A 22,874-nucleotide genomic window follows, 5' to 3' on the forward strand; every position below is an offset into this window, starting at 1 on the left:
GTTCAAGACGGTAGAGCCGAAGGACACGATCGGTCCAAGACATGGTGCGGCTCATTTCCATAGGCATTGCCTATGCGGGGAACTATCGTGGTCTTATGCAGTTCCAACAGCTCCAGTACTTCGTCGCGGTCGCGGAGACCCGGCACTTCACCCGAGCCGCCGAGCTGGTGCATGTCGCCCAGCCGTCCCTGTCCCAGCAGATCCGGGCGCTCGAGCGGGAGCTGGGGGCAGATCTGTTCGGCCGGGCCCGGGGCAACATCACGCTCACCGACGCGGGCGAGGCGCTGCTGCCGCTGGCCCGGCGCATCCTCGCCGACGCGGACACCGCGCGGCACGAGGTGCAGGAACTGGCACAGCTCAGGCGGGGGCGGGTGCGGCTCGGGGCGACGCCCTCGCTCTGCACGGGCCTGCTGCCGGACGTGCTGCGCGCCTTCCACGACCGCTATCCCGGCATCCAGCTGCTCATCGAGGAGGGCGGCTCGCACGATCTCGTACGGGAACTCGCGCGGGGCGCGCTGGATCTGGCGCTGGTCGTCCTCCCCCTGCCGGCGCCCGCGCCCGCGCTGACCTCGGTGGAGCTGCTGCGGGAGGAGCTGGTGGTGGTGTCCTCACCGAGCGCGCCCCGGCCGGGCCGCGGGCGCACGTCGGTCCGGATCTCCGACCTGGAGGGTGAGCGCCTGGTGATGTTCCGGCACGGCTACGACCTGCGGGAGCTCACCGTCGCGGCGTGCCGGGCAGAGGGGTTCGACCCGGATTTCGCGGTGGAGGGCGGCGAGATGGACGCGGTCCTCGGCTTCGTCCGGGCGGGGCTCGGGGTGGCGGTGGTGCCGCACATGGTCGCGCTGCGGGCCGGGGCCGATCTGCACGTCACGCCGTTGGCGCGGCCGGGGCTGCACCGGACCATCGCGCTGGCCCATCGCAGCGATGTGGCTCCGCCGCGGGCTGCGCGGGAGTTGCAGCGGATGCTGGTGGAACGGGACGGGTGACAGCTCGGGTCCGCCGGTCTGTCGCCGGGCGCTGCCCTGGTAGGGGCTGGTCGCCCAGTTCCCCGCGCCCCTGAGATGCACACTGCGTGCGCCATCTCAAGGGGCGGCGCGCAGCGCGCCCCATGGGGCTGCGGCGAAGCCGCATGCTCCATGGGGCGCGGGGCTGTGTCGATCAGCGGCTCCGCCGCGGGGCGCGACCAGCCCCCACCGGCCCGCACCCGGCGAACAACTTCGAACAGCCCCGCTCAACCCGTCGCGTCGGCCAGAGCCAGCTCGTGCAACCGGTCCGGCGGCCCGGGACGGGCGTAGTACCAGCCCTGCGCCGTGTCACAGCCGAGCTCCCGCAACTGCTCGGCCTGCGCCCCCGTCTCCACGCCCTCGACCGTGACGGCCAGGTCCAGGCTGTGGGCCAGGGACACGATGCCCTCGACGATCTTCAGGTCGACCGGGTCGGCGGGGTACTGCTGCATGCCCTGCGTGAAGGAACGGTCCAGCTTGAGTACGTTCACCGGCAGGCGGCGCAGGTTCGCGAGGTTCGAGTAACCGGTGCCGAAGTCGTCGAGCGCTATGTCGACGCCCATCTCCGAGAGGCGCCTGAGCGGCTTCAGCAGGTCGTCGTCGGCACCGATCAACGCCGACTCCGTCACCTCCAGGCACAGCGCGCCCGGCGGGAGCCCGACACGCTCCAGGATGTCGACCGTGTCGGAGACCAGGCCGGGGTGGGTGAGCTGCATCGGTGACAGGTTCACGTTGATGCGCAGCGGGCCCGCTCCCTCGTGGCGGTCCTGCCAGACGCGGGCCTGCCGGACCGATTCTTCCAGGACCCAGCGGCCCAGCGGAACAATGAGGCCGGTGTGCTCGGCGAGCGGGATGAAGCGGTCGGGTCCCAGGACGCCGTGCTGCGGATGGTGCCAGCGCACCAGCGCCTCGGCGCCGCGCACGCTGCCGTCGCCGAGGTGGACCAGCGGCTGGTACTCGATGAAGAACTCGCCGCGGTCCAGGGCGGCGGGCAGCGCCGTCGTCAGCCCGTGCCGGGTGATGGCGCGGGCGTCGGCCTCGGGATCGGCCAGCTCGTAACGGTTGCCGCCTGCGGACTTGGCCCGGTACATCGTGATGTCGGCGCTGCGCAGCACCTCGGCGGGGCTCCGGTCGCCGACCGGGCCCTCGACGATGCCGATGGAGCCGCGCACGCTGAGCTCGCGGCCGTCGATCCGGATCGGGGTGGCCAGCGCGTGCATGATGCGGCCCGCCAGTTCGTCGACCTCGGCCTCGGTGTCCCGGCCGGTGGTCAGGGCCACGAACTCGTCGCCGCCGAGCCGGGCGACCATCTCGCCCCGCGCCGTGGCGCAGGCCTGGAGGCGGTCGGCGACCTCGACGAGGAGCCGGTCGCCGACGGCGTGGCCGAGGCTGTCGTTGATGGTCTTGAAGCCGTCTAGGTCCAGGTAGCAGAGCCCGAAGCGCATGCCTTCGCCCGCGCCGAGCACCTTCTCCAGGCGCTCGAAGAACAGGGTGCGGTTGGGCAGCCCGGTGAGCGCGTCGTGCGTGGCCTCGTACCGGAGCCGGAGGTTGAGCAGCCGGCGCTCGGTCGTGTCCTCCATCAACGCCAGTTGGTACTGCGGTACGCCGTCGGCGTCGCGCAGCAGCGACACCGTCAGGTTCGTCCACAGCGCGGTGCCGTCGGGCCGGTGGAACGCCTTCTCCACGCGGTAGTGCTCGCGCTCGCCGCGCACCAGCTCGTTGTAGAGGTGCCAGACCTGCGGGGCGTCGTCGGGGTGGGTCCACTCCGCGACGTTGCGTCCGCGCAGCATGCCCTCGGCGCCGCCGAACATCCGCACCAGCGCGTCGTTGACCTCCAGGACGGTCCCGTCGAGGGAGGCGATGCTGATGCCGATCGCGGCGCCGTGGAACACCGCGCGGAACCGGGCCTCGCTCGCGTGCAGCGCTTCGGCGACGGCACTGCGGGCGTTGAGCGCGGCCAGCGAGATGGCCTCCTGCTCGGCGAGCGTCCGTTCGCGCAGCGCGGCCGCGAAGCCGGCGGCGACGGTGTGCTGGATGCGGGCGCACCGGGCCCGCAGATCGTCCTCGCGCTCCGGTGTGTGCGCCTCCTCGCCGCAGTACAGGACGAGGTACGCGTCGACGACGTCGAGGGTGCGGCTGAGCGCCTCGGGGTCGGTGCAGTGGACGCCGATCAGGGCGGCCCCGACGGCCTGCCCCTGCGCGGCGTCCAGGGCCCGCGCGGCCAGCGCTTCGCGCAGCCGGCGGGCGAGCGGCACGAGTTCTTCCTCGAACTCGGGCCGGGTCAGGGAGGTCGCCGTCACCGGGAAGATCGCCCGGCTCCATATCGTGGCGAACCTGCGCAGTCTGTCTTCCGGTCCGCCCGGCTCTTCGCTCACGCCTTGCGCCCCACTCCCACATAGCCCGCGAAAGTGAACGGGTCCTCGTCCTCGGGCGCGGTCTGCGGCCGCCACACCGGCATCTGCACGATGCCCGGCTCGACCACCTCGTACCCCTTGAAGAACCGTCCGATCTCCTCGCGGCTCCGCATGATCAGCGGATTGCGGACATCGTTCCGGTAGACGTCGACCGCGCCGTCGGCCTGCTCCGTCGATATGGTCGATATCGGCATGCCTTCGTAGGAGGCGTGCGTCACGATCAGCATGCTGCCCGGCGCGAGCGCCTCGCTGAGTTCCGCCACCGCCCCGTAAGGGTCGTCGGCGTCCTCGATGAAGTGCAGCACGGCGACGAGCAGAAGCGCCACCGGCCGCTCCAGGTCCAGGAGTTCGGTGATCTCGGGGCTGCGCAGGATCTGGTGCGGTGTGCGCAGGTCGGCCGTGACGACCGCGGTGTCCGGGTTGCCTGCGAGGACGGCCCGGCTGTGCGCGACGGCGACCGGGTCGTGGTCGACGTAGACCACGCGGGCGCCGGGGCTCGCCTGCTGCGCCACCTCGTGGACGTTGCCGAACGTCGGAATGCCCGAGCCGATGTCGAGGAACTGGGTCAGCCCCGCGTCGACGGCGTGGCGCACGGCCCGCCGCATGAACGCCCGGTTCGCCTGCATGATCTTGGGCAGGCCCGGCAGGAACTCCATGGCCTTACGGGCGGCTTCCCGGTCGACCTCGAAGTTGTGCGAACCGCCCAGGTAATAGTCGTAGATCCGGGACACACTGGGCACCGAGATATCGATGCCCTGCGGGGCCCAGGCAGGACGCTCCATCAATCTCTCCAAGGCGTAGGCGAGCCGGTGTTCGAGCAGAGGCTACTGATCAGCCGCCAAAGGAGCGAGTCAAAACGGAAATTGACCGTCCGTTCTCGGTCACTACCTGCGGCACGTGCCAATTGGTCCGGATCCGAAACCACGCCGAAACCATCTCTTTCCCAACCGAAAAGAACCGGTCCGTTCCCGACGCATGACCATCACTCGGGCATACGGGGAACGGACCGGCCATTCGCCCAATCCTTCAAATGACTCTACTGTGCGCCGCGCGCGGGACGCACCGCCGTCGCCGCGGTTGTTACTTGGGCGCGCCCACCGGCTTTCCGTCGGGCGCGGCCGCGTACCAAGTACCGCCCACGCCCTGCCCGTTGGTGTCGCCGGCCTTTTTGTCGCCGGAGAACGTATAGACCGGCCAGCAGTTCAGCGTCTGCTGCTTCGTGCCGTCGGGCCGGTCGAAGGTCATGTATCCCTTCAGTGGAATGTTCTCGGTGTCGTTCTTGGCGACCGGCGCGAGCGCGGGCCACTTCTTGGCGCAGGCGCCGACGCAGTTGGACTTGATGGGCCAGGCCGAGTCCTTCAGGAAGCGGTAGACGGTCATGCCGTTCTTGTCGACGACGATCTCGCCGAGCTTCGGGTCCTTGCGCGTGGACAGCCCCTTGAGGTCGGCGGGCTGCGCGGGTTGCGCGGCGGCGGCCGGGCTCGCCTTCTTGCCGTCGGGGGCGGACGCGTACCACGTGCCGCCCACGCCCTGCCCCTTGGCGTCGCCGGCGGCGGCGTCCATCGCGTAGCGGTACATCGGCCAGCCGTCGATGGTCAGTTGCTTGCTGCCGTCGGCTGCGGTCACCTCGCCGACCAGGGACGCGTCGACGCCGGGCGCGGCCTTGGCACCGTTCGCCGGGACGGCCGGCCAGGTCTTCAGGCAGGCCGCGTCGCAGTTCGACTTGGGCGGCTGCGCCGTGTCCTTGTCGAAGCGGTAGAGCGTGAACCCGGCGTTGTCCGTCACGACCTTGCCGAGCTTCTTGCTGTCCCACACGGCCAGTTGGCCCGCGGCCTTGGCCTTGGGCGCGGCCTCCGCCTTGTCCTGCCCGGACGAACCGTAGCCGTCGGATCCGTAACCGCCCTGCGCAGGGGCGGCGTTGCCCACGTTCTGGCCGTTCGCGGACGTGCTGCCGGCGTCCTGACCGCACGCCGTCGTCAGCGCCAGCAGGGCCGCAGCTGTCGCTACGAGCGAGGCGCTCCGCCAGGAGGTCTTCATCGTCAACTCCCGCATGTTACTGGGGTGTTGTGAGACCCGAGTGGGCCCGCACATGGCCCTAGGTACGGGCGGGAACGGCGGGTGCGTTCAACGCGTTCGAAGATTTATTGCCTCGAACGACTCCCCGGACGAGTGACGCGGCGGGCCCAAACCCCGAGCGCTCCCAGTACCCACCTTCGGGGTATTCCGGTCCGAGGACGGCGTGCCGCTCCCCCGCGCCGCTCATGATCTCCGTCGTGCACCGAACCAAGCGGGCCAGGTCCGCCCTGGTCACACGAGCCCTCGCGGCGGTGGCGGCCGCATGGCTGTGCGGCGCGCCCATGGCGGCCGCGGCGCCCCTCGCCCCGTCCGACAGCTGTGCGTACGCCTCGATCGACGGCGGCGCGACGGGGGGCGCGGTGGCGGTCTCCGGCTCCGGCGTCATCTGCAGCGCGGGGCCGCGCACGCCCCCACCCAAGAAACCCGCCCCCGCGCCACCTCCGCCCAAACCCGCGCCTCCCCCTCCCCCACCTCCTCCGCCGCCACCGCCTCCTCCGCCACCACCCCCTCCGTCACCGCCTCCGCCGCCCCAGCCCCGTCCTTCACCCCCGCCACCGCTCGCCCCGGCCCCCGCCCCGGATCCGACGCACTCGGAGCCGCCGAAACCCCCGAAACCCTCTTCGAAGCCGGTGCACTTCCCTGTCTACCGTCCCGCGGTGCACAACGCGCCGCCGCGCGGCGGGCCGTCCCTGGTCACACTCACCCTGCTCATCACCGCGCCCGCGGTGCTCGCGGTCGCCGCACTGCGCCCCCGCTGAACCTGTGTGGAGGTTCCGATGTCGGAATGGCTTGTTCTCGCCCTCGCGATGGTCGTCGTCTGCGCGGTCGTGCTCATCGTCCAGGTCCTGCAGCAACGAAGAATCGGCGATGACGACGACCCGTCGGAGACTCCGGACGTCATCGAGTACATGACGATGATGATCGGGGTGGTCTACGCGATCGTCCTCGGCCTGGCCATCGCGGGCGCCTGGGAGGGCCGCAGCGCCGCCCAGGACCACGTACGCAACGAGGCCCAGGCGCTGCACGAGGTCCACGAGCGCGTCCGCGTCTACCCCGCCGACGTCCGGGACACGATCCGGGCGGATGTCGACACCTATGTCAGCCATGTCGTGACCACGGAGTGGCACACGATGCGGACCAAGGGCGAACTGACGGACAAGGGCACGCGGCTGCTCGACAAGGTCCGTACCGATGTCACCGATTTCAAGCCGAGGAACGACTTCCAGGCCCAGGCCTACCAGCCGCTCCTGGATCAGGTGACGGCGGCCGACGACGCGCGCAATGCCCGCGCGGACGCCACCGGGGCCACGATGCCGGGCGTCGTCTGGTTCGGTCTGATCGTCGGCGGCCTGGTGACCATCGGCATGATCTTCGCGCTGCAGATCCGGCGTACGCTGCGCGAACTGATCCTGGCCGGCCTCTTCTCCTCCCTGATCGCCTTCCTGCTCTTCCTCATCTGGGACTTCGACGCGCCCTACAGCCGAGGCGTCGCGGCCACCGCGGAACCGTTCCTGATGCTCTTCCCCGGAGCTCACTGAGGGCCCCGCCGGGGTCCGCCGAGGGGTCCGCTGTCGAGCCAAGTGACGCCGATCGGGCTGCGGCCGGGCCTCGCGCGCTGCATTCTTCAGGGCATGACCCGATGGCAGACCCCGATCGTCGTCCATCCGCCCGCACCCGAAGGGGGTCGGCACGTGACCGTGCGCGGGCAGGCGGCCGGCCTCGCCCACGACGACGCGGACCTGACGGAGCTGCTGCGGCGGGCCGGGCTCGGCGAGGCGGATGTGACGCTCGACGACCCGCACCTCGTCGAGTGGCGGGGAGCGGGGCCGCACGTGTGGCACATCCACGGGTCCGACGAGGAGACCACGCGCCGGGACATCCCCTGACCGGCTCAGGCGCATGCCCCGTTCGCCCGACAGGGATAGCGCCCATACGGGGCATTATTTAGCGTTTCGGGCATCGAGGTGCTTGTCCCAAGCGAGCGGAACCGGTCCGCAGCTGCTCCTCGTGGACCCGGAGGAACCCTCATGCACGCGATACGCGCCGCTTCCGCCGCCGTGCTCTCGCTCACCGCTCTCGCCCTGGCCGCCCCCTTGGCCGCGGCCGGAGACTCCGAATCGTTCCAGGCCGGCGTCACGCCCAGGACCATCGCGGCGGGCGGACAGGTGACGCTGAACGTCAGCGGCTGCGCGAAGAAGACCACGGTGTCCTCCGGGATCTTCGACACCACGACCATCGGCAAGGGCAGCGGCTCACAGACCCGAACCGTCGACTGGGACGCCAAGCAGGGCGCGATCTACTCCGTGACGTTCGCCTGCAAACACGGTGCCACCCGCAACGTCGACCTGACGATCGCCGGCGGCAGGCCCGAACATTCGGTCGCCCCCAACCCCCCACCCGTCGACCACGGCGTCCGGGCCGGCGTCGGCGGCAGCATCGCCGGCTTCGATCTCCAGGAGATCGGTCTCGGTGCGGCGCTGATCACTGGCGCACTCGGCGGCGCGTACTACCTTGTGCGGCGCCGCACGGCCGACGACAACACCTGACAGACGTTCGAACGGGCCGGTGCCTCGAAGACCGCGTGGTCTTCGGGGTACCGGCCCGTTCACGTGCGCGGGCCCCGCGAAGGGGGGTCGGGGCCCGCGTGTCCGCCCCGCCGCTATGCCCTGCTCTCCGCGCGGCGACGCATCCAGAAGACGCCGCCGCCGATCAGCGCGGAGGCCACGAGCGCCCCGCCGATCGCCATGTCGGTGCTGGTCGCACCGGCCTGACTCGCGCCGCCCAGACCACCGCGCACCCCGCCGTGGATGACGGTGAAGGCCGCCGGCCTGGTCAGCGACGACCCGCCGCAGTTCACGGAGATGTCGTGCGCGCCGGGGCCGGCGTTCTCGTGCACGGTGGCGTTCGCGCTCGCCGTGGTGCCGCCGCCGGGGACCGGGGTGAAGTTCGCCGAGCCGAAGGCGTCCGACGTCGCCGTGCCGCCGGACGCGCACTTGCTCCCGTCGACCGTGACGGTGAGCTGGCCGCCGCGGGGGATGACGCTCGGCACGGCCGTGATGTTGGACGGGTCCGCCCAGGCCGACGCGGCAGGGGCGGCGAGGCCGACGGCGGCGACCGCGACGGCGGACACCGCCAGGGCACGGGTGGTACGCATGGAACTCTCCCGCGGAAGGCGTCCCCGGGGAGCGGCCCCGGGAATTTCGGCGAGAACGCCTCCCAGACGAACCCTCAGATGCCGTGCGCAGAGCCGCATTTCGGAAACCGCCGTCCTGGTGGGCCGACACACCGGGGGATTTCCGTACGAGCCGATATCACCGCAGGTCACGGGCGGTCAGAAATTTCCTGACGGCGGCGCCCCGGATGGCGCACCGACCCGCTGGACGGCCCCGCGCGGCGCCACCCGTTCGCCCTTGCCCCGTCGCTGGCCGCCCGCGGCCGACTTAGCGTTTTCGTACGCGCAACGGTCGCGGTCCCGCCGCCGCGGCCAGAGGGGATGAGCGAATGTCCGACGCAAGGCTCGCAGACGAGGAGCAGCCGAGAAAGCGTGCGCCGTGGGGCGTGATAGCGCTGGTGCTGCTGACCGGTCTCGCGTTGATCCGCAATGGCTCGGGGGAGTTCGACATCGGCCCGCCGCAACCCGCCTCGGCCGCCGCCGCGGACAGCCGCACACCCGCCTGGGCCACATCGAAGGCGCCCGAGCCGCTGCCGTTCTCGCTGGTGGAGCGGGTGCGGATTCCGGCGATCCGGGTGGACGCGCCCGTGACGCAGGTCGGTCTCGACGCGGAGGGCTGGGTGGACGCGCCGCCGCCCGGGGACCCGAATCTGGCGGGCTGGTTCACGGGGGCGGTCTCCCCCGGCGAGAAGGGCACGGCCGTCGTCGTCGGACACGTCGATAACCGGCAGGGCCCGGCCGTCTTCTACGGCCTGGGCTCTTTGAAGAAGGGCAATCACGTCGAGGTCCTGCGCAAGGACGGCAGGACGGCCGTCTTCGAGGTCTACGGGATCGAGGTCTTCGAGAAGTCGAACTTCCCCGGCCAGAAGGTCTACGCAGCCACCGGCGCACCGGAGTTGCGGGTCATCACCTGCGGCGGCGGCTTCTCCAGGGGAAGCGGCTACGCCGGGAACGTGGTGGCTTTCGCCCGCCTGGTCTCCGTGCGCTGAGGAGCGCGCGGCCCGGGCGGGCAGGGGTGCGGGGGATCTGTCAGATGCCGCGGCGGCGCGGGATCGTGATGCGGTAGCCGTCGTCGAGCAGCCGGGGCAGGTACGCGCGCAGGCCGGCGACGCTCTGCGCACGGTTGCCACCGGCGTCGTGGTTGAGGACGACGACGCCGGGCGCCGCGCCGTCGAGGACCCGGGAGACGATGGTGCCGGTGCCGGGGGTGGTCCAGTCGAGGGAGTCGACGGTCCAGGCGAGGGGTTCCATGCCGAGGTCGGCACCGAGCCGGAACGCCGCACCGTTCCAGGCTCCGTAGGGGGCTCTGAACCAGGCGGGCGGTTCGCCGACGGCGTCGTCGATGACCTCGCAGGTCCGCTCGATCTCGGGGCGCATCTGCGAGCGCGTCATCCGGTTCAGCTGCGGGTGGGTCCAGGTGTGGTTGCCGATGAGGTGGCCGTCGTCGGCCATCTCGCGCAGCAGGTCCTTGTTGTCGACGGCCATCTCGCCGCACACGAAGAACATCGCGCGCACGTCGTGCTTGCGCAGGATACGCAGGATGTGCGGTGTGTAGCGGGGGTCGGGCCCGTCGTCGAAGGTGAGCACCATGGCACGGTCGCCGTGCTCGAAATCCATGCTCAGGATCGGCTTGTGACGGGCTCTCAGCTTGGGCGGGGCGGCGCGCTGCGGCCCGTATCCGGCGATCGGCCGGAGTCGGTACGCCGACGGTGCGAGCGCGCGGGCGGCGGGCGGCCCCGCGGCGGGCGCGGCACTCGCACTCGCACTCGCGCCCGCGCTCGGCAAGGCGCTCGGCGGGGCACTCGTACGGCCGTCGGCGGCGCAGCCGGTGAGGGCGGCCACACCGACGGCGGTGAAGCCCCGCAGCACCGTCCGACGCCCGAAAAGCTTCTGATCGTTTTTCATGCTTTATGCGTCGCACGGTGTCGGCGGCGCCGCGCGCACGACCACCGGATGGGACGCGCGAAAGCACCCGTTCAGCGGCGCCCCTGCCCTCACCTGCGGGTTTCCGCTAACCTCTGCCCGTGAACGATCAGCAGCCACACCAGTTCGAACGCGGCACCGACGGCCCCAAGGTGATTGTGGTCGGGGTCGACGGCTCCGACTCCTCGTTCCGCGCGGCGGCGTACGCCGGGGGCCTGGCCAGACGACAGCACGCGCTTCTCGCCGTCGTCTATGTGCAGCCCGTGATGGCGGCCGGTGCCGCGCTCGGCGTCCCCGTGGCGGAGACGACCGACGAGATCGCCGAGGGGCTCATCGCGGAGATCCGGGAGTCCGCGGAGCGGGTGCGGGACATATACGACGTGCGCTGGGAGTTCCACACCTTCCGCGGCGATCCGTTCAACGGGCTGGTCACCGCCGCCGACGACCTGAAGGCCGACGCCGTCGTGGTCGGCGCCTCCGAGCAGGCCGGGCACCGCATCGTCGGCTCGGTCGCCGTCCGTCTGGTGAAGGCGGGGCGCTGGCCGGTCACCGTCGTGCCGTAGCCGGCGCGCCATCTCGCCTGGCGCGGCGTCTTCCGTGGCCGCCGCCACGGGTGCATCATGATCGGCCGTCAGCCGTCACGTCTGCGAAGAGGTGAGCTCATGGCCGTTCCCCGACTCCCGCGCCCGGGGCAGGGCGTACTGCGCCGCAAACCCATCGAACAGATCGAGGACACCGGGGGCGGGGCGGGCGGCGGACAGTCGCAGCTCACCCGCTCGCTGGGTCTCTGGCAGCTCACCGCGATCGGCGTCGGCGGCATCATCGGTGCGGGCATCTTCACGCTCGCGGGCACGGTCGCCAACGGTACGGCGGGCCCCGCGGTCCTGATCTCCTTCCTCATCGCTGGCATCGCGAGCGCGGCGGCCGCACTCTCCTACGCCGAGTTCGCCGGGCTCATCCCGAAGGCCGGGTCGGCGTACACGTACGGCTACGCGGTCCTCGGTGAACTCGCGGGCTGGTTCATCGGCTGGGACCTGCTCCTGGAGTACACGGCGATCGTCGCGGTCGTGGCGATCGGCATCTCGGGGTACTTCAGTTTCCTGCTCGGCGAGATGGGCCTGGACCTGCCGAAGTGGATGCTGGGCGCGCCCGGCACGGGCAGCGGTCACAAGGTCGACCTGTTCGCCGCGGCCCTGTGTCTGCTCATCGCGTACCTGCTGACTCTCGGCATCAAGAACGCGGCCCGCTTCGAGACGGTCGTCGTCGTCCTCAAGGTGCTCGTGGTGCTGCTCGTCATCGGTGTGGGCTTCTTCCACATCAACACGGGTCACTACAAGCCGTTCTTCCCGTTCGGGGTGAGCGGCGCGTTCACGGGGGCGGCGACCGTCTTCTTCGCGGTGTTCGGCTACGACGCCATGTCGACGGCGGCGGAGGAGTCCAAGGACGCGCAGCGCCACATGCCGAAGGCGATCCTCTACTCGCTGGCGATCTCGATGGTCCTGTACGTGCTCGCGTGCCTGGTCCTGACCGGTATGCAGGACTACAAGGACATCGACCCGGAGAGCGGGTTCTCGACCGCGTTCAAGTCGGTCGGCCTGAGCGGACTCGCGGATGTGATCGCGGTGGGCGCGATCATCGGCATCCTGACCGTCATGTTCACGTTCATGCTGGGTGTCACCCGGGTGTGGTTCTCCATGTCACGCGACGGTCTGCTGCCGAAGTGGTTCGCGAAGACCCACCCGACGCGGCACGTGCCGACCCGCGTGACGTGGATCGTCGGGGCCGCGTCGGCCGCCATCGCCGGTTTCCTGCCGATCGGCGAGGCAGCCGAACTGACCAACATCGGGATCCTGTTGGCGTTCGTCGTCGTGTGTGTCGCGGTGATCGTGCTGCGCTACCGGCAGCCGGAGCTGCCGCGCACGTTCCGCACACCGGGGATGCCCTTCGTGCCCGCGCTGGGTGTCGTCTTCTCGATCTGGCTGATCACGTTCCTGCAGTGGCAGACGTGGGTGCGGTTCGCCGTGTGGTTCGTGATCGGGCTCGGCGTCTACTTCGGGTACTCGTACAAGAGGTCGGAACTGGCGCGCGGCGACACCAGGACGTGAGCCGGACGGCGGCTCCTGGTCGACGAGGGTGGTCTTCGGGCGGACCACGCAGAACTCGTTCCCTTCCGGATCGGGCAGCACGGTCCATGACTCGCTTCCGCTCTGCCCGACGTCCGCCCGACGGGCGCCGAGTGCGAGGATCCGCTCGATCTCGGCCTCCCGGTCCGCCGCGGCGGACGTGAGGTCGAGGTGCAGGCGGTTCTTGACGGCCTTGCGGTCGGTCACCGGCATGAAGCAGATGCCCACCGGGGCGATCTCGTCCGGTCCGATCACGACCTCCCGTTCCCGCTCGGAGAGGATCCGCCAGCCGAGCACCCCGGCCCAGAACCGGGCCAGGGCGGGCAGGTCGTGGGCGTCGATGACGATGTGGTGCAGCGAAAGAGGCATGGCGGCCAGTGTGCCCGGGAAGCGGCTACTTCCCCATGGTGAGGCCGTCCTCGGCGGCGCCCCTGCTGAGGACGACCCGGCGGATCTGGTCCCGGATGCCGTGCAGATCGGCGCCCCGGTCGATGGCACGGTTCAGGTTCACCACCCGGTCGGAGCCGAGGTCGAACCACTCGGGGACGAACTCGGCCTTCTTCACCTGCCAGCGCTCCCCCGCACCGGCGGGCGGAGCGAAGGTGAAGCGGCCGATCGTGCCCATGTTGCCGCGCGCGTCCTGGGCGCCGTCGTAGTTGAACATCTCGCCGGCGATCTGATCGCCCATGCCGTAGATGATCCAGGTGCCGTTGACCTTCTCGTACGCCTGCGGGATGTGCGCGTGGGTGCCGAGGATCAGGTCGATGTCGGGGCGACCGTGCGTGCGGGACGCGGTGAGTTCCCTGCCGAGACTGAGCTGTTGGCCGTTCGGCTCGTCCTGCCACTCGGTGCCCCAGTGCAGCGAGACGACGACCACGTCGGCGCCCGCCTTCCGGGCGGCGCGGGCGTCGGCGAGGATGCGCTGACGCTCCATCAGGTTCACGGCCCAGGGCCGGCCTTTGGGCAGCGGATAGCCGTTCGTGTCGTAGGTGTAGGCGAGTTGGGCGACCTTGGCGCCGTTCGCGCGGAGCCAGGCCGGGCCACGCCCCTCTGCGGCGGTGCGCCCCGAGCCCGTGTGCTTCACCCCGGCGCGGTCGAGAGCGCCCAGAGTGCGGGCGATGCCTGCGGCGCCGTCGTCGAGGGTGTGGTTCGAGGCCGTGGAGCAGGAGTCGTAGCCGGTGGCTTTCAGGGCCACGGCGATCTGCGGTGGGGACTTGAACGCCGGGTAGCCGCTGTAGTCACCGTTCGCGCCGTACACCGTCTCCATGTGACAGATCGCCAGGTCCGCTCCGGACACGACCGATCTGGCACCTGCGAGCATCGGGCCGAAGTCGTAGCCGTGGCCGCCCGCGTCCGCATGGGCCCTGTCGATGATCGAGGTGTGCGGCAGCACGTCGCCTGACGCGACGAGTGTGAAGTCACGGGACGCCGGAGGGCCGGGCCGGGCGCCGGTCGTTCCCGTTGCCGAGGGCGTACCCGGCGGGCGGGCCGGTCCGTCGGCGGGGCCGGCGCAGCCCGCGCCGAGTCCGATCGCGGCGGCCACGAGGACCACCGCCGCTGTCCGCCGCGTCCGGCGCGTACTCCGTGTCATCGACCAGGCTCCCTGGGAGTCGCGACCCTCGAAAGGGTGCATATCGGTAGGATTTTCGCATTACGCATCCATGTACGAGCGAGAGGCGGAGTCAAGGCTCCATACCGGGTACGCCCCTGAATGGGCGTCACCCCGCTGCTCCACTCGGCCCGTTCACCGCACCGCTCGTCGAGGGCATCGACCGCCTGCCGCAGAGCCGCGCGCGTCCCCTGGGCGGACGCGGCGGCCTGCGTTGCCATACGCGCATGACGACGGCGCTGACGAGATCCACGACACCGGAGGAGGACCTCGCCGAGGTCCAGCGGGAGCACGGCGGGCCCTTGTTCTCGTTCCTGCTGCGCCTGTGCGACGGGGACCGGCAGCGGGCGGAGGACCTGGTCCAGGAGACGTATGTACGGGCCTGGCAGCATCCGGAGGCGCTCGACTCCCCCTACGAGTCGTTGCGGCCCTGGCTCTTCACGGTCGGCCGGCGCCTCGCCATCGACGCCCGGCGCGCGCGGCTCGCCCGGCCCGCCGAGGTGGGCGACGCGGTTCTGGAGAACGCGCGGGTCTGCGCCGACCACGCCGAGCGGTCCACGGCCGCGCTCGACGTGCGGGAAGCAGTGGCGACTCTCAGCCAGGAGCACCGGGCCGTGCTATTGGAGGTCTACTTCAAGGGCGCGAGTGTGGCGGAAGCCGCAGGAGCACTCGGCATTCCCGCGGGTACCGTGAAGTCCCGCGCGTACTACGCGTTGCGGGCGTTACGGAGGGTACTTCCGGGCTACGCGCCTGACCTGCGATGAAACTGTGGGTCGGGTCAAGCATCGGTAAAGCGCCTTGCTCAGCGTGGTGGTTTCTCGGTTGAGTAATCCGCTGTCCTCCCCGGTGAGTTGGGCGGGTGGGGGTCCGGGGGCCGCGAGACGCACCGACCGGAGGAAGGCAGGAAAGGATGTTGCACGAGAGCCAGGGCGGTGCTTCGGGCGCCGACGGCGGTGAACTCGTCGTTCCCATGGCGTGGTTGTACGCCGAGTACATCGCGGACGAGCTGCTGCGTACCGGGGATCTGATGCCCCCCACCTCTTTTGAGTTCCGGGCCGGGCGCGACGCGCTCGCCCTGACGATTTTCCTCTCCGACGCGGACGACGAACTGTCCGGGATCCGGGTGATCTCGCAGCTGGACATGTGGTCGTCGCTGACGGCGTACGACCAGCCGTGGCAGTCGTGGGTACGGGCGCGCTTCGCGGAGCGGGAGGAGCGCTCGGGCGGCGCCGGGTGCCGCCCGCCCGATCTGGAGCTCGCCGCCGTCGCGTGGCGATGGCTGGAGGAGACCGAGTTACTCGCGCCGGATCTGGACGCCGTGCCGGTGCCGGACGAGGAGAACGGGCCGCAGGTGTGGACCCCGGCGTGGCAACTGGGGCTTCCGCTTGGGCACTTGGCCATCCATCTGTTCTGAAGGAGACCGGCTGTCCTCAAGGCGCGTACACGCCTGCCCGGTACTTCGGGATACGGATGGTGATCTTCGTGCCCGCGCCGATCCCCGTCTCGATCACCAGACCGTAGGCGTCGCCGAACACCTGCCGCAGGCGTTCATCCACGTTCGAGAGGCCGATGCCGTGCGAGGCGCCGCCCTCGCCGCGCAGGATCCCCCGGAGTTCCTCCGGGTCCATGCCCACACCGTCGTCCTCGATGACCACTTCGGCCTCGGCGCCCGCGTCCCTCGCCCCGATGGTGATGCGGCTGCGGGCCACCGCGCCCTCCAGGCCGTGTTTGACCGCGTTCTCGACGAGGGGCTGCAGGCACAGGAAGGGCAGCGTGACCGGAAGGACCTCCGGGGCGATCTGCAGGGTGACGGAGAGGCGGTCGCCGAAACGGGCGCGGACCAGGGCCAAGTACTGGTCGATGGAGTGGAGTTCGTCGGCGAGCGTGGTGAACTCGCCGTGCCGCCGGAACGAGTAGCGGGTGAAGTCGGCGAATTCCAGGAGGAGTTCGCGGGCCCGTTCGGGATCAGTGCGGACGAACGAGGCGATCGCCGCGAGGGAGTTGAAGATGAAGTGGGGTGAGATCTGCGCCCGCAGCGCCTTGATCTCGGCCTCGATGAGGCGCGTGCGGGAGCGGTCGAGCTCGGCGAGTTCGAGCTGGACCGAGACCCAGCGGGCCACCTCGTCCGTGGCCCGCGCCAGGACCGCGGACTCGCGGGGCGCGTAGGCGACCACCGCGCCCAGGACGCGGCCGTCGGCGACCACCGGGGCCGCCACCGCCCAGCGCAGCGGGCAGTCGACGTCCGAGCAGCCGCAGTCGAACGCGGCGGAACGCCCGCCGGCCAGGACGGGGACGAGCCGGTCCATGACGTGCTCGGCGTGCTGCTGCTCGGACGAGCCGTCCCAGGCGAGGACCGTCGAGCGGTTGGTCAGGGCCAGGGCGTCCGTGCCGAGCAGGGTACGCAGGCGGCGGACGGACTTGCGGGCCGTGTCCTCGGTGAGGCCGGCGCGCAGGGCCGGGGCGGCGAGCGAGGCGGTGTGCAGGGTTTCGAAGGTGGCGCGCTCCACCGGGGTGCCCACGTCGCTGCGGCCCGCGGGGTGGGCGGTGCGTCTGCCGACGAGGAACCCGGCCGCCAGGAGGACCGGGCAGAGGGCGAGGAGGGTCGCTGTGACGGTGCCGCTCATATGTGATCGCCTCCCGTCGTGGGCGGGGAGGGCGGCTTGCGGGTTGTCGTGGGTTGCTCGCGCAGTTCCCCGCGCCCCTTCAGGGCGCCGGACCACAGGGTCTCCGGGAGGTGGAGGCGGGTGATGGTGGCCGTCGTGTGCGGCGGGATCGCGTCCGGGGTGGCGAGCGAGACCAGGATCATGGCCAGGAAGCCGACAGGGACCGACCAGACCGCCGGCCAGGCGAGCAGCGTGTGCAGCCAGCCGTCCGTGGCCACCCCGGCCACCGTCGCCGTCACCGCGACGAACGCGGAGCCGCCGCCCAGGAGGAGTCCGGCCAGGGCGCCGGGCGGGGTGAGGCGGCGCCACCAGATGCCCAGGAGGAGGAGCGGGCAGAAGGAGGACGCCGAGACCGCGAAGGCCATGCCGACCGCGTCCGCCACCGGGACGCCGTCCACCAGGAGCGCGGCGGCCAGCGGCACCGCCATCGCCAGCGCGACGCCGAGCCGGAAGTGGCGTACCCCGCGCGCCGGAAGGACGTCCTGGCTGACCACCCCGGCCACCGCCATCGTCACTCCGGACGCCGTCGAGAGGAACGCCGCGAACGCGCCGCCCGCCACCAGGGCGCCGAGCAGATCGCCCGCCACGCCGTGCACGACGAGGCCGGGCAGCAGCAGGACCGTGGCGTCGGCGTCGTGGGTGGCGGTGAGCCCGGGGGCGTACAGGCGGCCCAGCCAGCCGTAGAGCGGCGGCAGCAGGTAGAACGTGCCGATCAGGGCCAGGACCACCACCGTGGTGCGGCGGGCCGTGCGGCCGTTCGGGCTCGTGTAGAAGCGGACGACGACGTGCGGCAGGCCCATCGTGCCGAGGAACGTCGCCACGATCAGACCGTACGTGGCGTAGAGCGGGTGGTCGGCGCGGCTGGTGGCCAGGGGCCGGCCGGCTCCGGCGCCCACCGAGGGCAGGTCGCCCGGTGGCATGGAGTCCGCCGGGCCGCTGCCCCGCCACGCCAGCAGCAGGAAGAACGCGGGGACCAGGAGGGCCGTCAGCTTCAGCCAGTACTGGAAGGCCTGCACGAAGGTGATCGAGCGCATGCCGCCCGCCGCCACCGCGAGCACCACCACCGTGGCGACCAGCGCGCCGCCGAACCAGCGCGGCGCCCCGGTGAGGATCTGCAACGTCAGGCCCGCGCCCTGGAGTTGGGGCACCAGATACAGCCAGCCCGCGCCGACGACGAACAGACTGACCACGCGGCGGACCTGGCGGGACTCCAGGCGGCCCTCGGCGAAGTCGGGCAGCGTGTACGCGCCCGAGCGGCGCAGCGGCGCCGCGACGAAGACCAGCAGGACCAGGTAGCCCGCGGTGTAGCCGACCGGGTACCAGAGCATGTCGGGGCCGTGCACCAGGACGAGACCCGCGATGCCGAGGAAGGACGCGGCCGAGAGGTACTCGCCACTGATCGCCGCCGCGTTGAGGCGGGGCCCGACCGTGCGCGAAGCGACGTAGAAGTCGGAGGTCGTCCGGGAGATGCGCAGGCCGAACCCGCCGATGAGGACGGTGGCGAGGACGACGACGGCCACCGCGGGGATCGCGTACGCCTCGTTCACGGCGCTCCGCTGTCGCGGCCGCGGACCAGGTCGGCGAAGTCGCGCTCGTTGCGCTCGGCGCGCCGCACGTACCACCATGCGACGAGGACGAGGAACGGGTAGCAGCCGACGCCGAGGACGAGCCATTCGACGGTCGTGTTGCGCAGGGCGCCGAAGAACAGCGGCAGGACGGCGACGGGCAGCGCGAGGACCGCGAACGCGGCTGCTGCCGCCCGGAGTTGGCTGCGCATGAGCGAGCGGACGTAGGCGGCTCCGAGCGGCGTCTGTTCGTCGATCTCGCCCTGGGTGCGCAGGCCGGGCAGACCGGGCGCGCCGTGCACGGTGCGCGGCTCGCCGGTCACCACCTGCCGCCGTGGTTCGGACACGGGCGGAGTGTAGGCAGGCGCGCGCCGCCAGTGGAAGGGGGGGGCTGGTCAGCCGCCTGCCCGCCGCATCAGCAGCTCCCGTACGCGGCTGGCGTGCCGACGGCTCACCGCGATCTCGGCGCGGCCGACCCGCACGGTCATCCCTCCCCCGTCCAGCCGGAGTTCGTCGATGCGGTGCAGGGAGACCAGGTGGCTGCGGTGGACGCGGACGAAGCCGAGCGGCTGCCAGCGTTCCTCGAGGGTGGTCAGCGGGATGCGGACCAGGTGGCCGGCGCCGTCCACCGTGTGCAGCCGGGCGTAGTCGCCCTGCGCCTCCGCGTACGTAATGTCGGAGACGGCCACGAGCCGGGTCACGCCGCCGAGTTCGACGGGGATGCGGTCGGCGACGGTGGCCGGCGGCGGGGCGCTGGCCGCGCGTTCGGCGACGCGGCGGACGGCCTCGGCGAGCCGTTCGCGACGGACCGGCTTGAGCAGGTAGTCGACGGCCTTGAGGTCGAAGGCCTGCACGGCGAAGTCCTCGTGGGCGGTGACGAAGACGACCAGGGGCGGGCGGGCGAAGCCGCCGAGCAGGCGTGCCACGTCGAGCCCGGTCAGGCCCGCCATCTGGATGTCGAGGAAGAGCACGTCGATCGCGCCGTCACCGTTGGGGCCGCCGGGGCCGTCCTCCAGGGCGCGGCCGATGCGGCGCAGGGCGTCGGTGGCGTCGGTGGCGCCCTCCGCGCTGCGGACACGCGGGTCCGCGCGCAGCAGATAGAGGAGTTCGGCGAGGGCGGGTTCCTCGTCGTCGACGGCCAGTACACGCAGCATGCGGCGGAGTGTAATCGGCTGGTCGCTTGAGTGAATCGGGCGCCGGGTGCGTACCGGTGGGCGAGAGCGGGAGGAACGCATGAGGTCCCTGGAACGGCATCGCGACGCCGGCGCCTACGCGCTGGGGGTCCTGGACGCGACGGAACGGTCTCGCTTCGAGGACCATCTCCTGAGGTGTCCGGTGTGTGCGGAGCGTTTGAGTGAACTCGGCCCCGCCGCAGGTGTGTTGGGTGTGTACGCGCGGGTGACGCCTCGTCGCGTCGAGCTGTTCGCGCGGCCCGCGCCGACCTTGGTGGAGCGCGCCGTCGACCGCCTCGCGGCGCTGCACCGCGCGGCCCGTCGGCGGCAGTGGGGCACGGCTGTCGCGGCGGTGCTGCTGCTCGGCGCGGCCGGACAGGGCGCCACGCTGCTCGCGGCGGACGGGAGCGCGGGCGGGGACGGGGGCGGCCACCCTGCGGCGCTCACGCTGCGCGGCCGGGACCCGGCGACCGGGGTGGTCGCGACGCTCTCCGCGGACGGCCGGGAGTGGGGTACGCAGGTAGGTCTCGACGTACGTGTGCCGGGTGGGCCGCGGGTGTGCGAACTGGTCGCGGTGGGCCGGGACGGCGGCGAGCAGACGGTGGCGAGCTGGGCGGTGCGGAGCGACCGGACCGAAGTGCAGGGCGGCGCCGCGGACCGGCCCGAGGAGATCCGGCGGTTCGAGGTGCGGGCGACGGGCGGCGAACGGCTGCTGGCCCTGCCGGTGTCCGGACGCGACGACCGGCGGTGAAGCGGTGGCGGCTGTTCCAGGAGCCGCGGTCTCCGCTATTTCAGGAGCCGTGACATCCGCCGGTCCGCGAGCGGCTTACCGCCCGTCTGGCACGTCGGGCAGTACTGCAGGGAGCTGTCGCTGAAGCTGACCTCGCGGATCGTGTCGCCGCACACAGGGCAGGCCTCGCCGGTCCGCCCGTGGACGCGCAGGCCGCTCTTCTTCTCGGACTTCAACCGCCCGGCGGCGACCCCGCGCGAGCGCTCCACGGCGGCCGTGAGCGTGCCGCGCAGCGCCTCGTAGAGCACCTGGACGTCCTCGGGCGTCAGCGACGCCGCCAGCTTGAACGGGGACATCCGGGCGACGTGCAGGATCTCGTCGCTGTAGGCGTTGCCGACACCCGCGATCAGCGACTGGTCGCGCAGCGCGCCCTTGATGCGGCGCCGCTCCCCGCCGAGCAGCTTCGCGAACGCCGCCTCGTCGAAGCCGTCGGCGAGCGGGTCGGGGCCGAGGCGGGCGATGCCGGGTACGTCATGGGGATCCTGGGCCACGTAGACGGCCAGCTTCTTCGTCGTGCCGGCCTCCGTGAGGTCGAAGCCCGCGCCGGTCTCCAGCGCGACGCGCAACGCGAGCGGCCCCTTGCCGGGCTTCGGCGGGCCGTCGGGCAGCCGGTCCTTCCAGTGCAGCCAGCCCGCGCGGGCCAGGTGGGTGACGAGGTGCGGGCCGCCCGTGTCTCCGTCGCCGGCGGTGCCCGTACCGATGTCGAGGAACTTGCCGTGCCGCGCCACGGACGTCACCGTGCGGCCCTCCAGGGCGGTGAGCGGCGGGTCGTACGTCTTCAGGACGCTGATCGCGACCGGCAGGACGCGGATGATGTCGTGCCCCACCAGGTGCTCGGTGAGGAAGTCCTTCAGCGCTTCGACCTCGGGCAGTTCCGGCATACGTCCAGGGTGCCATCACAGCGGCCGCCCCACAGATCGGCGGGCCCGGCTGCGCAGCCGGGCCCGCCGATATCTCCGAGAACAGGCGCTAGTGGCGCGGCCCGTTCTTGCCGTCACCGGGCATCTGCTTCCGGTCGGCCTCGGGGGTGTCGTACTCGATCTTCTCCTTGCGGACCGTGTCGGAGATCTCGTCGGTCTCGGTGACCTTCTCGGTCTCCAGCCGGACCCGCTCGACCGGGACGGTCTCCTTGCGGACCACCGCCCGCTCCGCGTGCAGCGTCACTTCGGCCTCGGCCTCGCCGATGTTGGCGCGCGCGGTCTTGTCGCCCTCACGGATCGGCTCGCGCACCACGCGGACCTCCTCGTGCGAGACGGGGACGGAGGTCGTGACGTTCTCCGTCTCGACCACCTTGCGCAGGTGGGCCTGGCCGACCTCCTGCTCTTCCGTGCCGACGCGCAGCCGCTCCTCGGAGCGGATCATCTCGTCCTTGCGGTCGGTTCCGGCGCCGGAACGCATGGCGGGCTCGCGCGACCCGGCAGCGGCGTGCCGCCCCTGCTGCGCGTCGCCGCCCATGCCCATGCCCGCCGCGGCGGCCGTACCGGTGGCGGCGGTGCCACGCGTACCGGCCGTGCCCTGGCGTCCGGCGTTGCCGCCGGGAGCCGCGGACGGCCCGGACATGCCGTAGTGCGCGTAGAGCTCCTGCTTCTCGGTCTGGTCGAGGTGCTGGTCGGCATCGACGCGGGGCGCGTCCTTGACCGCCTCCTTGGTGTACGCCACCTTCAGCGTGTCGTCCTCGCGGCTGGCTCCGGCCAGCGGCACGAAGCTCTCCTTCATGCCGAAGAGGCCTGTCTTCACCGTCACCCAGTCGGCACGACCCGTCGTGTCGTCGAGGTAGACCCGCTCAACGCTGCCGATCTTCTCTCCGGTGCGGTCATACGCCGTGAGTCCCACGAGGGCATCGGGGGTGTTGAAGGTTTCGCCCTGCGTCATGCGTGATCACTCCCTCCGGAACATGGGGGCGAACGGGGGTCGCCGCTTCGACCATGTGCCACGTACCCATCGCGCCGCCTGACGCGACTCCGTGCAACAAGGGGCTTCACTGCCTGTAGCCACAGCGCCCGGAGTGACCTGCGTTACCCGTGCGGCAGAGCGGGTGTGGCCGTCCTGGAGGCGTTGACGAGGCATGGGCCGTACGGGTGAATGGTTGTGGTCTACTACTCGTCCGCTGCCGGCCCGCCGCCGCGTGGGAGATCCTGATGTACGTGACCGAACCGCCCGGCAGATATCACCTCAGCCTCACCATCGACGGCGAGCACGTCCTCGACGGCTGGTGGGACGACCCCGACACGGCCGACCGGAAGTTCGACGGCATGGAGAAGGAGCACGAGGCGAACGCCGGCGCGCGCCTGCTCCTGACCGAGTGGGACGACGGCCGGGAGTGGCCACTGCGCGCATGGCCGCTCCCGGCCGGGTGAGTCCGG

Annotated in this window: 23 protein-coding genes and 1 pseudogene; 11 read left to right on the forward strand and 13 right to left on the reverse strand. The window is 71.5% G+C overall.

What is annotated here, in order from left to right:
- Nucleotides 1–95: 95 nt before the first annotated feature.
- On the forward strand, nucleotides 96–986 hold the full coding sequence (locus ACIREE_RS05380) for a LysR family transcriptional regulator (protein WP_404146531.1): 891 nt from the start codon (nucleotides 96–98) through the stop codon (nucleotides 984–986).
- Between the two features lie 245 nt (nucleotides 987–1,231).
- On the opposite strand, the gene ACIREE_RS05385 is transcribed toward ACIREE_RS05380, so the two are convergent.
- The 3 genes from ACIREE_RS05385 to ACIREE_RS05395 all read right to left on the reverse strand — a co-directional run bounded on the left by ACIREE_RS05385 (nucleotide 1,232) and on the right by ACIREE_RS05395 (nucleotide 5,455).
- Nucleotides 1,232–3,379 (reverse strand): putative bifunctional diguanylate cyclase/phosphodiesterase, encoded by a 2,148-nt coding sequence (locus ACIREE_RS05385; RefSeq protein ID WP_404146533.1) that lies wholly within the window; start codon nucleotides 3,377–3,379, stop codon nucleotides 1,232–1,234.
- Entirely contained in the window at nucleotides 3,376–4,200 is an 825-nt protein-coding gene (locus tag ACIREE_RS05390; protein WP_404146536.1) for an SAM-dependent methyltransferase, read from the reverse strand. Before ACIREE_RS05390 ends, ACIREE_RS05385 begins: the two co-directional genes overlap by 4 nt.
- Before the next feature lie 298 nt (nucleotides 4,201–4,498).
- Entirely contained in the window at nucleotides 4,499–5,455 is a 957-nt protein-coding gene (locus tag ACIREE_RS05395; protein ID WP_404146846.1) for an SCO0930 family lipoprotein, read from the reverse strand.
- Nucleotides 5,456–6,270: 815 nt separating this feature from the next.
- Here ACIREE_RS05395 and ACIREE_RS05400 point away from each other — a divergent pair.
- The 3 genes from ACIREE_RS05400 to ACIREE_RS05410 all read left to right on the forward strand — a co-directional run bounded on the left by ACIREE_RS05400 (nucleotide 6,271) and on the right by ACIREE_RS05410 (nucleotide 8,040).
- Nucleotides 6,271–7,032, forward strand: a complete 762-nt coding sequence (locus ACIREE_RS05400; protein ID WP_404146538.1) for a hypothetical protein — start codon at nucleotides 6,271–6,273, stop codon at nucleotides 7,030–7,032.
- 93 nt (nucleotides 7,033–7,125) lie between these two features.
- Nucleotides 7,126–7,380 carry a hypothetical protein gene (locus tag ACIREE_RS05405; RefSeq protein ID WP_404146541.1) on the forward strand — a complete coding sequence of 85 codons (255 nt, stop codon included), beginning with the start codon at nucleotides 7,126–7,128 and terminating at the stop codon, nucleotides 7,378–7,380.
- Between the two features lie 141 nt (nucleotides 7,381–7,521).
- Nucleotides 7,522–8,040 (forward strand): hypothetical protein, encoded by a 519-nt coding sequence (locus ACIREE_RS05410; protein WP_404146543.1) that lies wholly within the window; start codon nucleotides 7,522–7,524, stop codon nucleotides 8,038–8,040.
- Nucleotides 8,041–8,153: 113 nt separating this feature from the next.
- Here ACIREE_RS05410 and ACIREE_RS05415 read toward each other — a convergent pair whose 3' ends face one another.
- Complete coding sequence (locus ACIREE_RS05415) at nucleotides 8,154–8,648, reverse strand: hypothetical protein (protein ID WP_404146546.1); 495 nt, start codon at nucleotides 8,646–8,648, stop codon at nucleotides 8,154–8,156.
- A 347-nt stretch (nucleotides 8,649–8,995) separates the two neighbouring features.
- Here ACIREE_RS05415 and ACIREE_RS05420 point away from each other — a divergent pair, with 347 nt between their 5' ends.
- Nucleotides 8,996–9,655 carry a class F sortase gene (locus ACIREE_RS05420; RefSeq protein ID WP_404146549.1) on the forward strand — a complete coding sequence of 220 codons (660 nt, stop codon included), beginning with the start codon at nucleotides 8,996–8,998 and terminating at the stop codon, nucleotides 9,653–9,655.
- Between the two features lie 40 nt (nucleotides 9,656–9,695).
- Here the strand turns inward: ACIREE_RS05420 and ACIREE_RS05425 are convergent, their stop codons facing one another.
- The gene (locus ACIREE_RS05425; protein WP_404146552.1) at nucleotides 9,696–10,571 is read right to left on the reverse strand and encodes a polysaccharide deacetylase family protein; all 876 of its coding nucleotides are present in this window, start codon (nucleotides 10,569–10,571) and stop codon (nucleotides 9,696–9,698) included.
- 119 nt (nucleotides 10,572–10,690) lie between these two features.
- Here ACIREE_RS05425 and ACIREE_RS05430 point away from each other — a divergent pair, with 119 nt between their 5' ends.
- Complete coding sequence (locus ACIREE_RS05430; RefSeq protein ID WP_404146555.1) at nucleotides 10,691–11,152, forward strand: universal stress protein; 462 nt, start codon at nucleotides 10,691–10,693, stop codon at nucleotides 11,150–11,152.
- Nucleotides 11,153–11,251: 99 nt separating this feature from the next.
- Nucleotides 11,252–12,694 (forward strand): amino acid permease, encoded by a 1,443-nt coding sequence (locus ACIREE_RS05435; protein ID WP_404146558.1) that lies wholly within the window; start codon nucleotides 11,252–11,254, stop codon nucleotides 12,692–12,694.
- An 18-nt stretch (nucleotides 12,695–12,712) separates the two neighbouring features.
- Here the strand turns inward: ACIREE_RS05435 and ACIREE_RS05440 are convergent.
- Both ACIREE_RS05440 and ACIREE_RS05445 read right to left on the reverse strand, forming a co-directional pair.
- Nucleotides 12,713–13,081, reverse strand: a pseudogene (locus tag ACIREE_RS05440) (VOC family protein); the annotation flags it as partial.
- A 25-nt stretch (nucleotides 13,082–13,106) separates the two neighbouring features.
- Nucleotides 13,107–14,303: a CapA family protein gene (locus ACIREE_RS05445; protein ID WP_404146561.1), complete on the reverse strand. Its 1,197-nt coding sequence runs from the start codon at nucleotides 14,301–14,303 to the stop codon at nucleotides 13,107–13,109.
- Between the two features lie 245 nt (nucleotides 14,304–14,548).
- Between ACIREE_RS05445 and ACIREE_RS05450 the strand changes: the two genes are divergently transcribed.
- Nucleotides 14,549–15,085, forward strand: coding sequence for a sigma-70 family RNA polymerase sigma factor (locus ACIREE_RS05450; protein ID WP_404146563.1), 537 nt, complete (start codon nucleotides 14,549–14,551; stop codon nucleotides 15,083–15,085).
- A gap of 146 nt (nucleotides 15,086–15,231) precedes the next feature.
- The gene (locus tag ACIREE_RS05455) at nucleotides 15,232–15,735 is read left to right on the forward strand and encodes a hypothetical protein (RefSeq protein ID WP_404146566.1); all 504 of its coding nucleotides are present in this window, start codon (nucleotides 15,232–15,234) and stop codon (nucleotides 15,733–15,735) included.
- Nucleotides 15,736–15,751: 16 nt separating this feature from the next.
- On the opposite strand, the gene ACIREE_RS05460 is transcribed toward ACIREE_RS05455, so the two are convergent.
- The 4 genes from ACIREE_RS05460 to ACIREE_RS05475 form a co-directional block, all read right to left on the reverse strand.
- Nucleotides 15,752–16,945: a sensor histidine kinase gene (locus ACIREE_RS05460; RefSeq protein ID WP_404146568.1), complete on the reverse strand. Its 1,194-nt coding sequence runs from the start codon at nucleotides 16,943–16,945 to the stop codon at nucleotides 15,752–15,754.
- Entirely contained in the window at nucleotides 16,942–18,531 is a 1,590-nt protein-coding gene (locus tag ACIREE_RS05465; protein ID WP_404146571.1) for a cation acetate symporter, read from the reverse strand. Before ACIREE_RS05465 ends, ACIREE_RS05460 begins: the two co-directional genes overlap by 4 nt.
- The gene (locus tag ACIREE_RS05470) at nucleotides 18,528–18,872 is read right to left on the reverse strand and encodes a hypothetical protein (RefSeq protein WP_404146849.1); all 345 of its coding nucleotides are present in this window, start codon (nucleotides 18,870–18,872) and stop codon (nucleotides 18,528–18,530) included. The genes ACIREE_RS05465 and ACIREE_RS05470 overlap by 4 nt, the downstream gene beginning before the upstream one ends.
- Before the next feature lie 72 nt (nucleotides 18,873–18,944).
- Nucleotides 18,945–19,703: a LytR/AlgR family response regulator transcription factor gene (locus ACIREE_RS05475; RefSeq protein ID WP_404146573.1), complete on the reverse strand. Its 759-nt coding sequence runs from the start codon at nucleotides 19,701–19,703 to the stop codon at nucleotides 18,945–18,947.
- 79 nt (nucleotides 19,704–19,782) lie between these two features.
- On the opposite strand from ACIREE_RS05475, the gene ACIREE_RS05480 reads away from it, so the two are divergent.
- Nucleotides 19,783–20,472, forward strand: a complete 690-nt coding sequence (locus ACIREE_RS05480; RefSeq protein WP_404146576.1) for a zf-HC2 domain-containing protein — start codon at nucleotides 19,783–19,785, stop codon at nucleotides 20,470–20,472.
- A gap of 35 nt (nucleotides 20,473–20,507) precedes the next feature.
- On the opposite strand, the gene ACIREE_RS05485 is transcribed toward ACIREE_RS05480, so the two are convergent.
- Together ACIREE_RS05485 and ACIREE_RS05490 are read right to left on the reverse strand one after the other, a co-directional pair.
- Nucleotides 20,508–21,392 (reverse strand): Fpg/Nei family DNA glycosylase, encoded by an 885-nt coding sequence (locus ACIREE_RS05485; protein ID WP_404146578.1) that lies wholly within the window; start codon nucleotides 21,390–21,392, stop codon nucleotides 20,508–20,510.
- Nucleotides 21,393–21,480: 88 nt separating this feature from the next.
- A complete protein-coding gene (locus ACIREE_RS05490; RefSeq protein ID WP_404146581.1) occupies nucleotides 21,481–22,383 on the reverse strand; it encodes a DUF2382 domain-containing protein in 903 nt (300 codons plus the stop codon).
- A 272-nt stretch (nucleotides 22,384–22,655) separates the two neighbouring features.
- Here ACIREE_RS05490 and ACIREE_RS05495 point away from each other — a divergent pair, with 272 nt between their 5' ends.
- Nucleotides 22,656–22,868 carry a hypothetical protein gene (locus ACIREE_RS05495; RefSeq protein WP_404146583.1) on the forward strand — a complete coding sequence of 71 codons (213 nt, stop codon included), beginning with the start codon at nucleotides 22,656–22,658 and terminating at the stop codon, nucleotides 22,866–22,868.
- Nucleotides 22,869–22,874: the final 6 nt, after the last annotated feature.

The sequence above is a fragment of the Streptomyces sp. NPDC102467 genome (assembly GCF_044765445.1).
In the GTDB taxonomy this organism is placed as follows: Bacteria; Actinomycetota; Actinomycetes; order Streptomycetales; family Streptomycetaceae; genus Streptomyces.

What these genes read in the sequence shown, in the direction of transcription:
- ACIREE_RS05380 (WP_404146531.1), top strand. Translation starts at nt 96, where the DNA reads ATGCAGTTCCAACAGCTCCAGTACTTCGTCGCGGTCGCGGAGACCCGG.
- ACIREE_RS05390 (WP_404146536.1), bottom strand. Translation starts at nt 4,200, where the DNA reads ATGGAGCGTCCTGCCTGGGCCCCGCAGGGCATCGATATCTCGGTGCCC.
- ACIREE_RS05395 (WP_404146846.1), bottom strand. Translation starts at nt 5,455, where the DNA reads ATGAAGACCTCCTGGCGGAGCGCCTCGCTCGTAGCGACAGCTGCGGCC.
- ACIREE_RS05400 (WP_404146538.1), top strand. Translation starts at nt 6,271, where the DNA reads ATGTCGGAATGGCTTGTTCTCGCCCTCGCGATGGTCGTCGTCTGCGCG.
- ACIREE_RS05405 (WP_404146541.1), top strand. Translation starts at nt 7,126, where the DNA reads ATGACCCGATGGCAGACCCCGATCGTCGTCCATCCGCCCGCACCCGAA.
- ACIREE_RS05410 (WP_404146543.1), top strand. Translation starts at nt 7,522, where the DNA reads ATGCACGCGATACGCGCCGCTTCCGCCGCCGTGCTCTCGCTCACCGCT.
- ACIREE_RS05415 (WP_404146546.1), bottom strand. Translation starts at nt 8,648, where the DNA reads ATGCGTACCACCCGTGCCCTGGCGGTGTCCGCCGTCGCGGTCGCCGCC.
- ACIREE_RS05420 (WP_404146549.1), top strand. Translation starts at nt 8,996, where the DNA reads ATGTCCGACGCAAGGCTCGCAGACGAGGAGCAGCCGAGAAAGCGTGCG.
- ACIREE_RS05425 (WP_404146552.1), bottom strand. Translation starts at nt 10,571, where the DNA reads ATGAAAAACGATCAGAAGCTTTTCGGGCGTCGGACGGTGCTGCGGGGC.
- ACIREE_RS05435 (WP_404146558.1), top strand. Translation starts at nt 11,252, where the DNA reads ATGGCCGTTCCCCGACTCCCGCGCCCGGGGCAGGGCGTACTGCGCCGC.
- ACIREE_RS05445 (WP_404146561.1), bottom strand. Translation starts at nt 14,303, where the DNA reads ATGACACGGAGTACGCGCCGGACGCGGCGGACAGCGGCGGTGGTCCTC.
- ACIREE_RS05450 (WP_404146563.1), top strand. Translation starts at nt 14,549, where the DNA reads ATGACGACGGCGCTGACGAGATCCACGACACCGGAGGAGGACCTCGCC.
- ACIREE_RS05455 (WP_404146566.1), top strand. Translation starts at nt 15,232, where the DNA reads ATGTTGCACGAGAGCCAGGGCGGTGCTTCGGGCGCCGACGGCGGTGAA.
- ACIREE_RS05460 (WP_404146568.1), bottom strand. Translation starts at nt 16,945, where the DNA reads ATGAGCGGCACCGTCACAGCGACCCTCCTCGCCCTCTGCCCGGTCCTC.
- ACIREE_RS05475 (WP_404146573.1), bottom strand. Translation starts at nt 19,703, where the DNA reads ATGCTGCGTGTACTGGCCGTCGACGACGAGGAACCCGCCCTCGCCGAA.
- ACIREE_RS05480 (WP_404146576.1), top strand. Translation starts at nt 19,783, where the DNA reads ATGAGGTCCCTGGAACGGCATCGCGACGCCGGCGCCTACGCGCTGGGG.
- ACIREE_RS05485 (WP_404146578.1), bottom strand. Translation starts at nt 21,392, where the DNA reads ATGCCGGAACTGCCCGAGGTCGAAGCGCTGAAGGACTTCCTCACCGAG.
- ACIREE_RS05490 (WP_404146581.1), bottom strand. Translation starts at nt 22,383, where the DNA reads ATGACGCAGGGCGAAACCTTCAACACCCCCGATGCCCTCGTGGGACTC.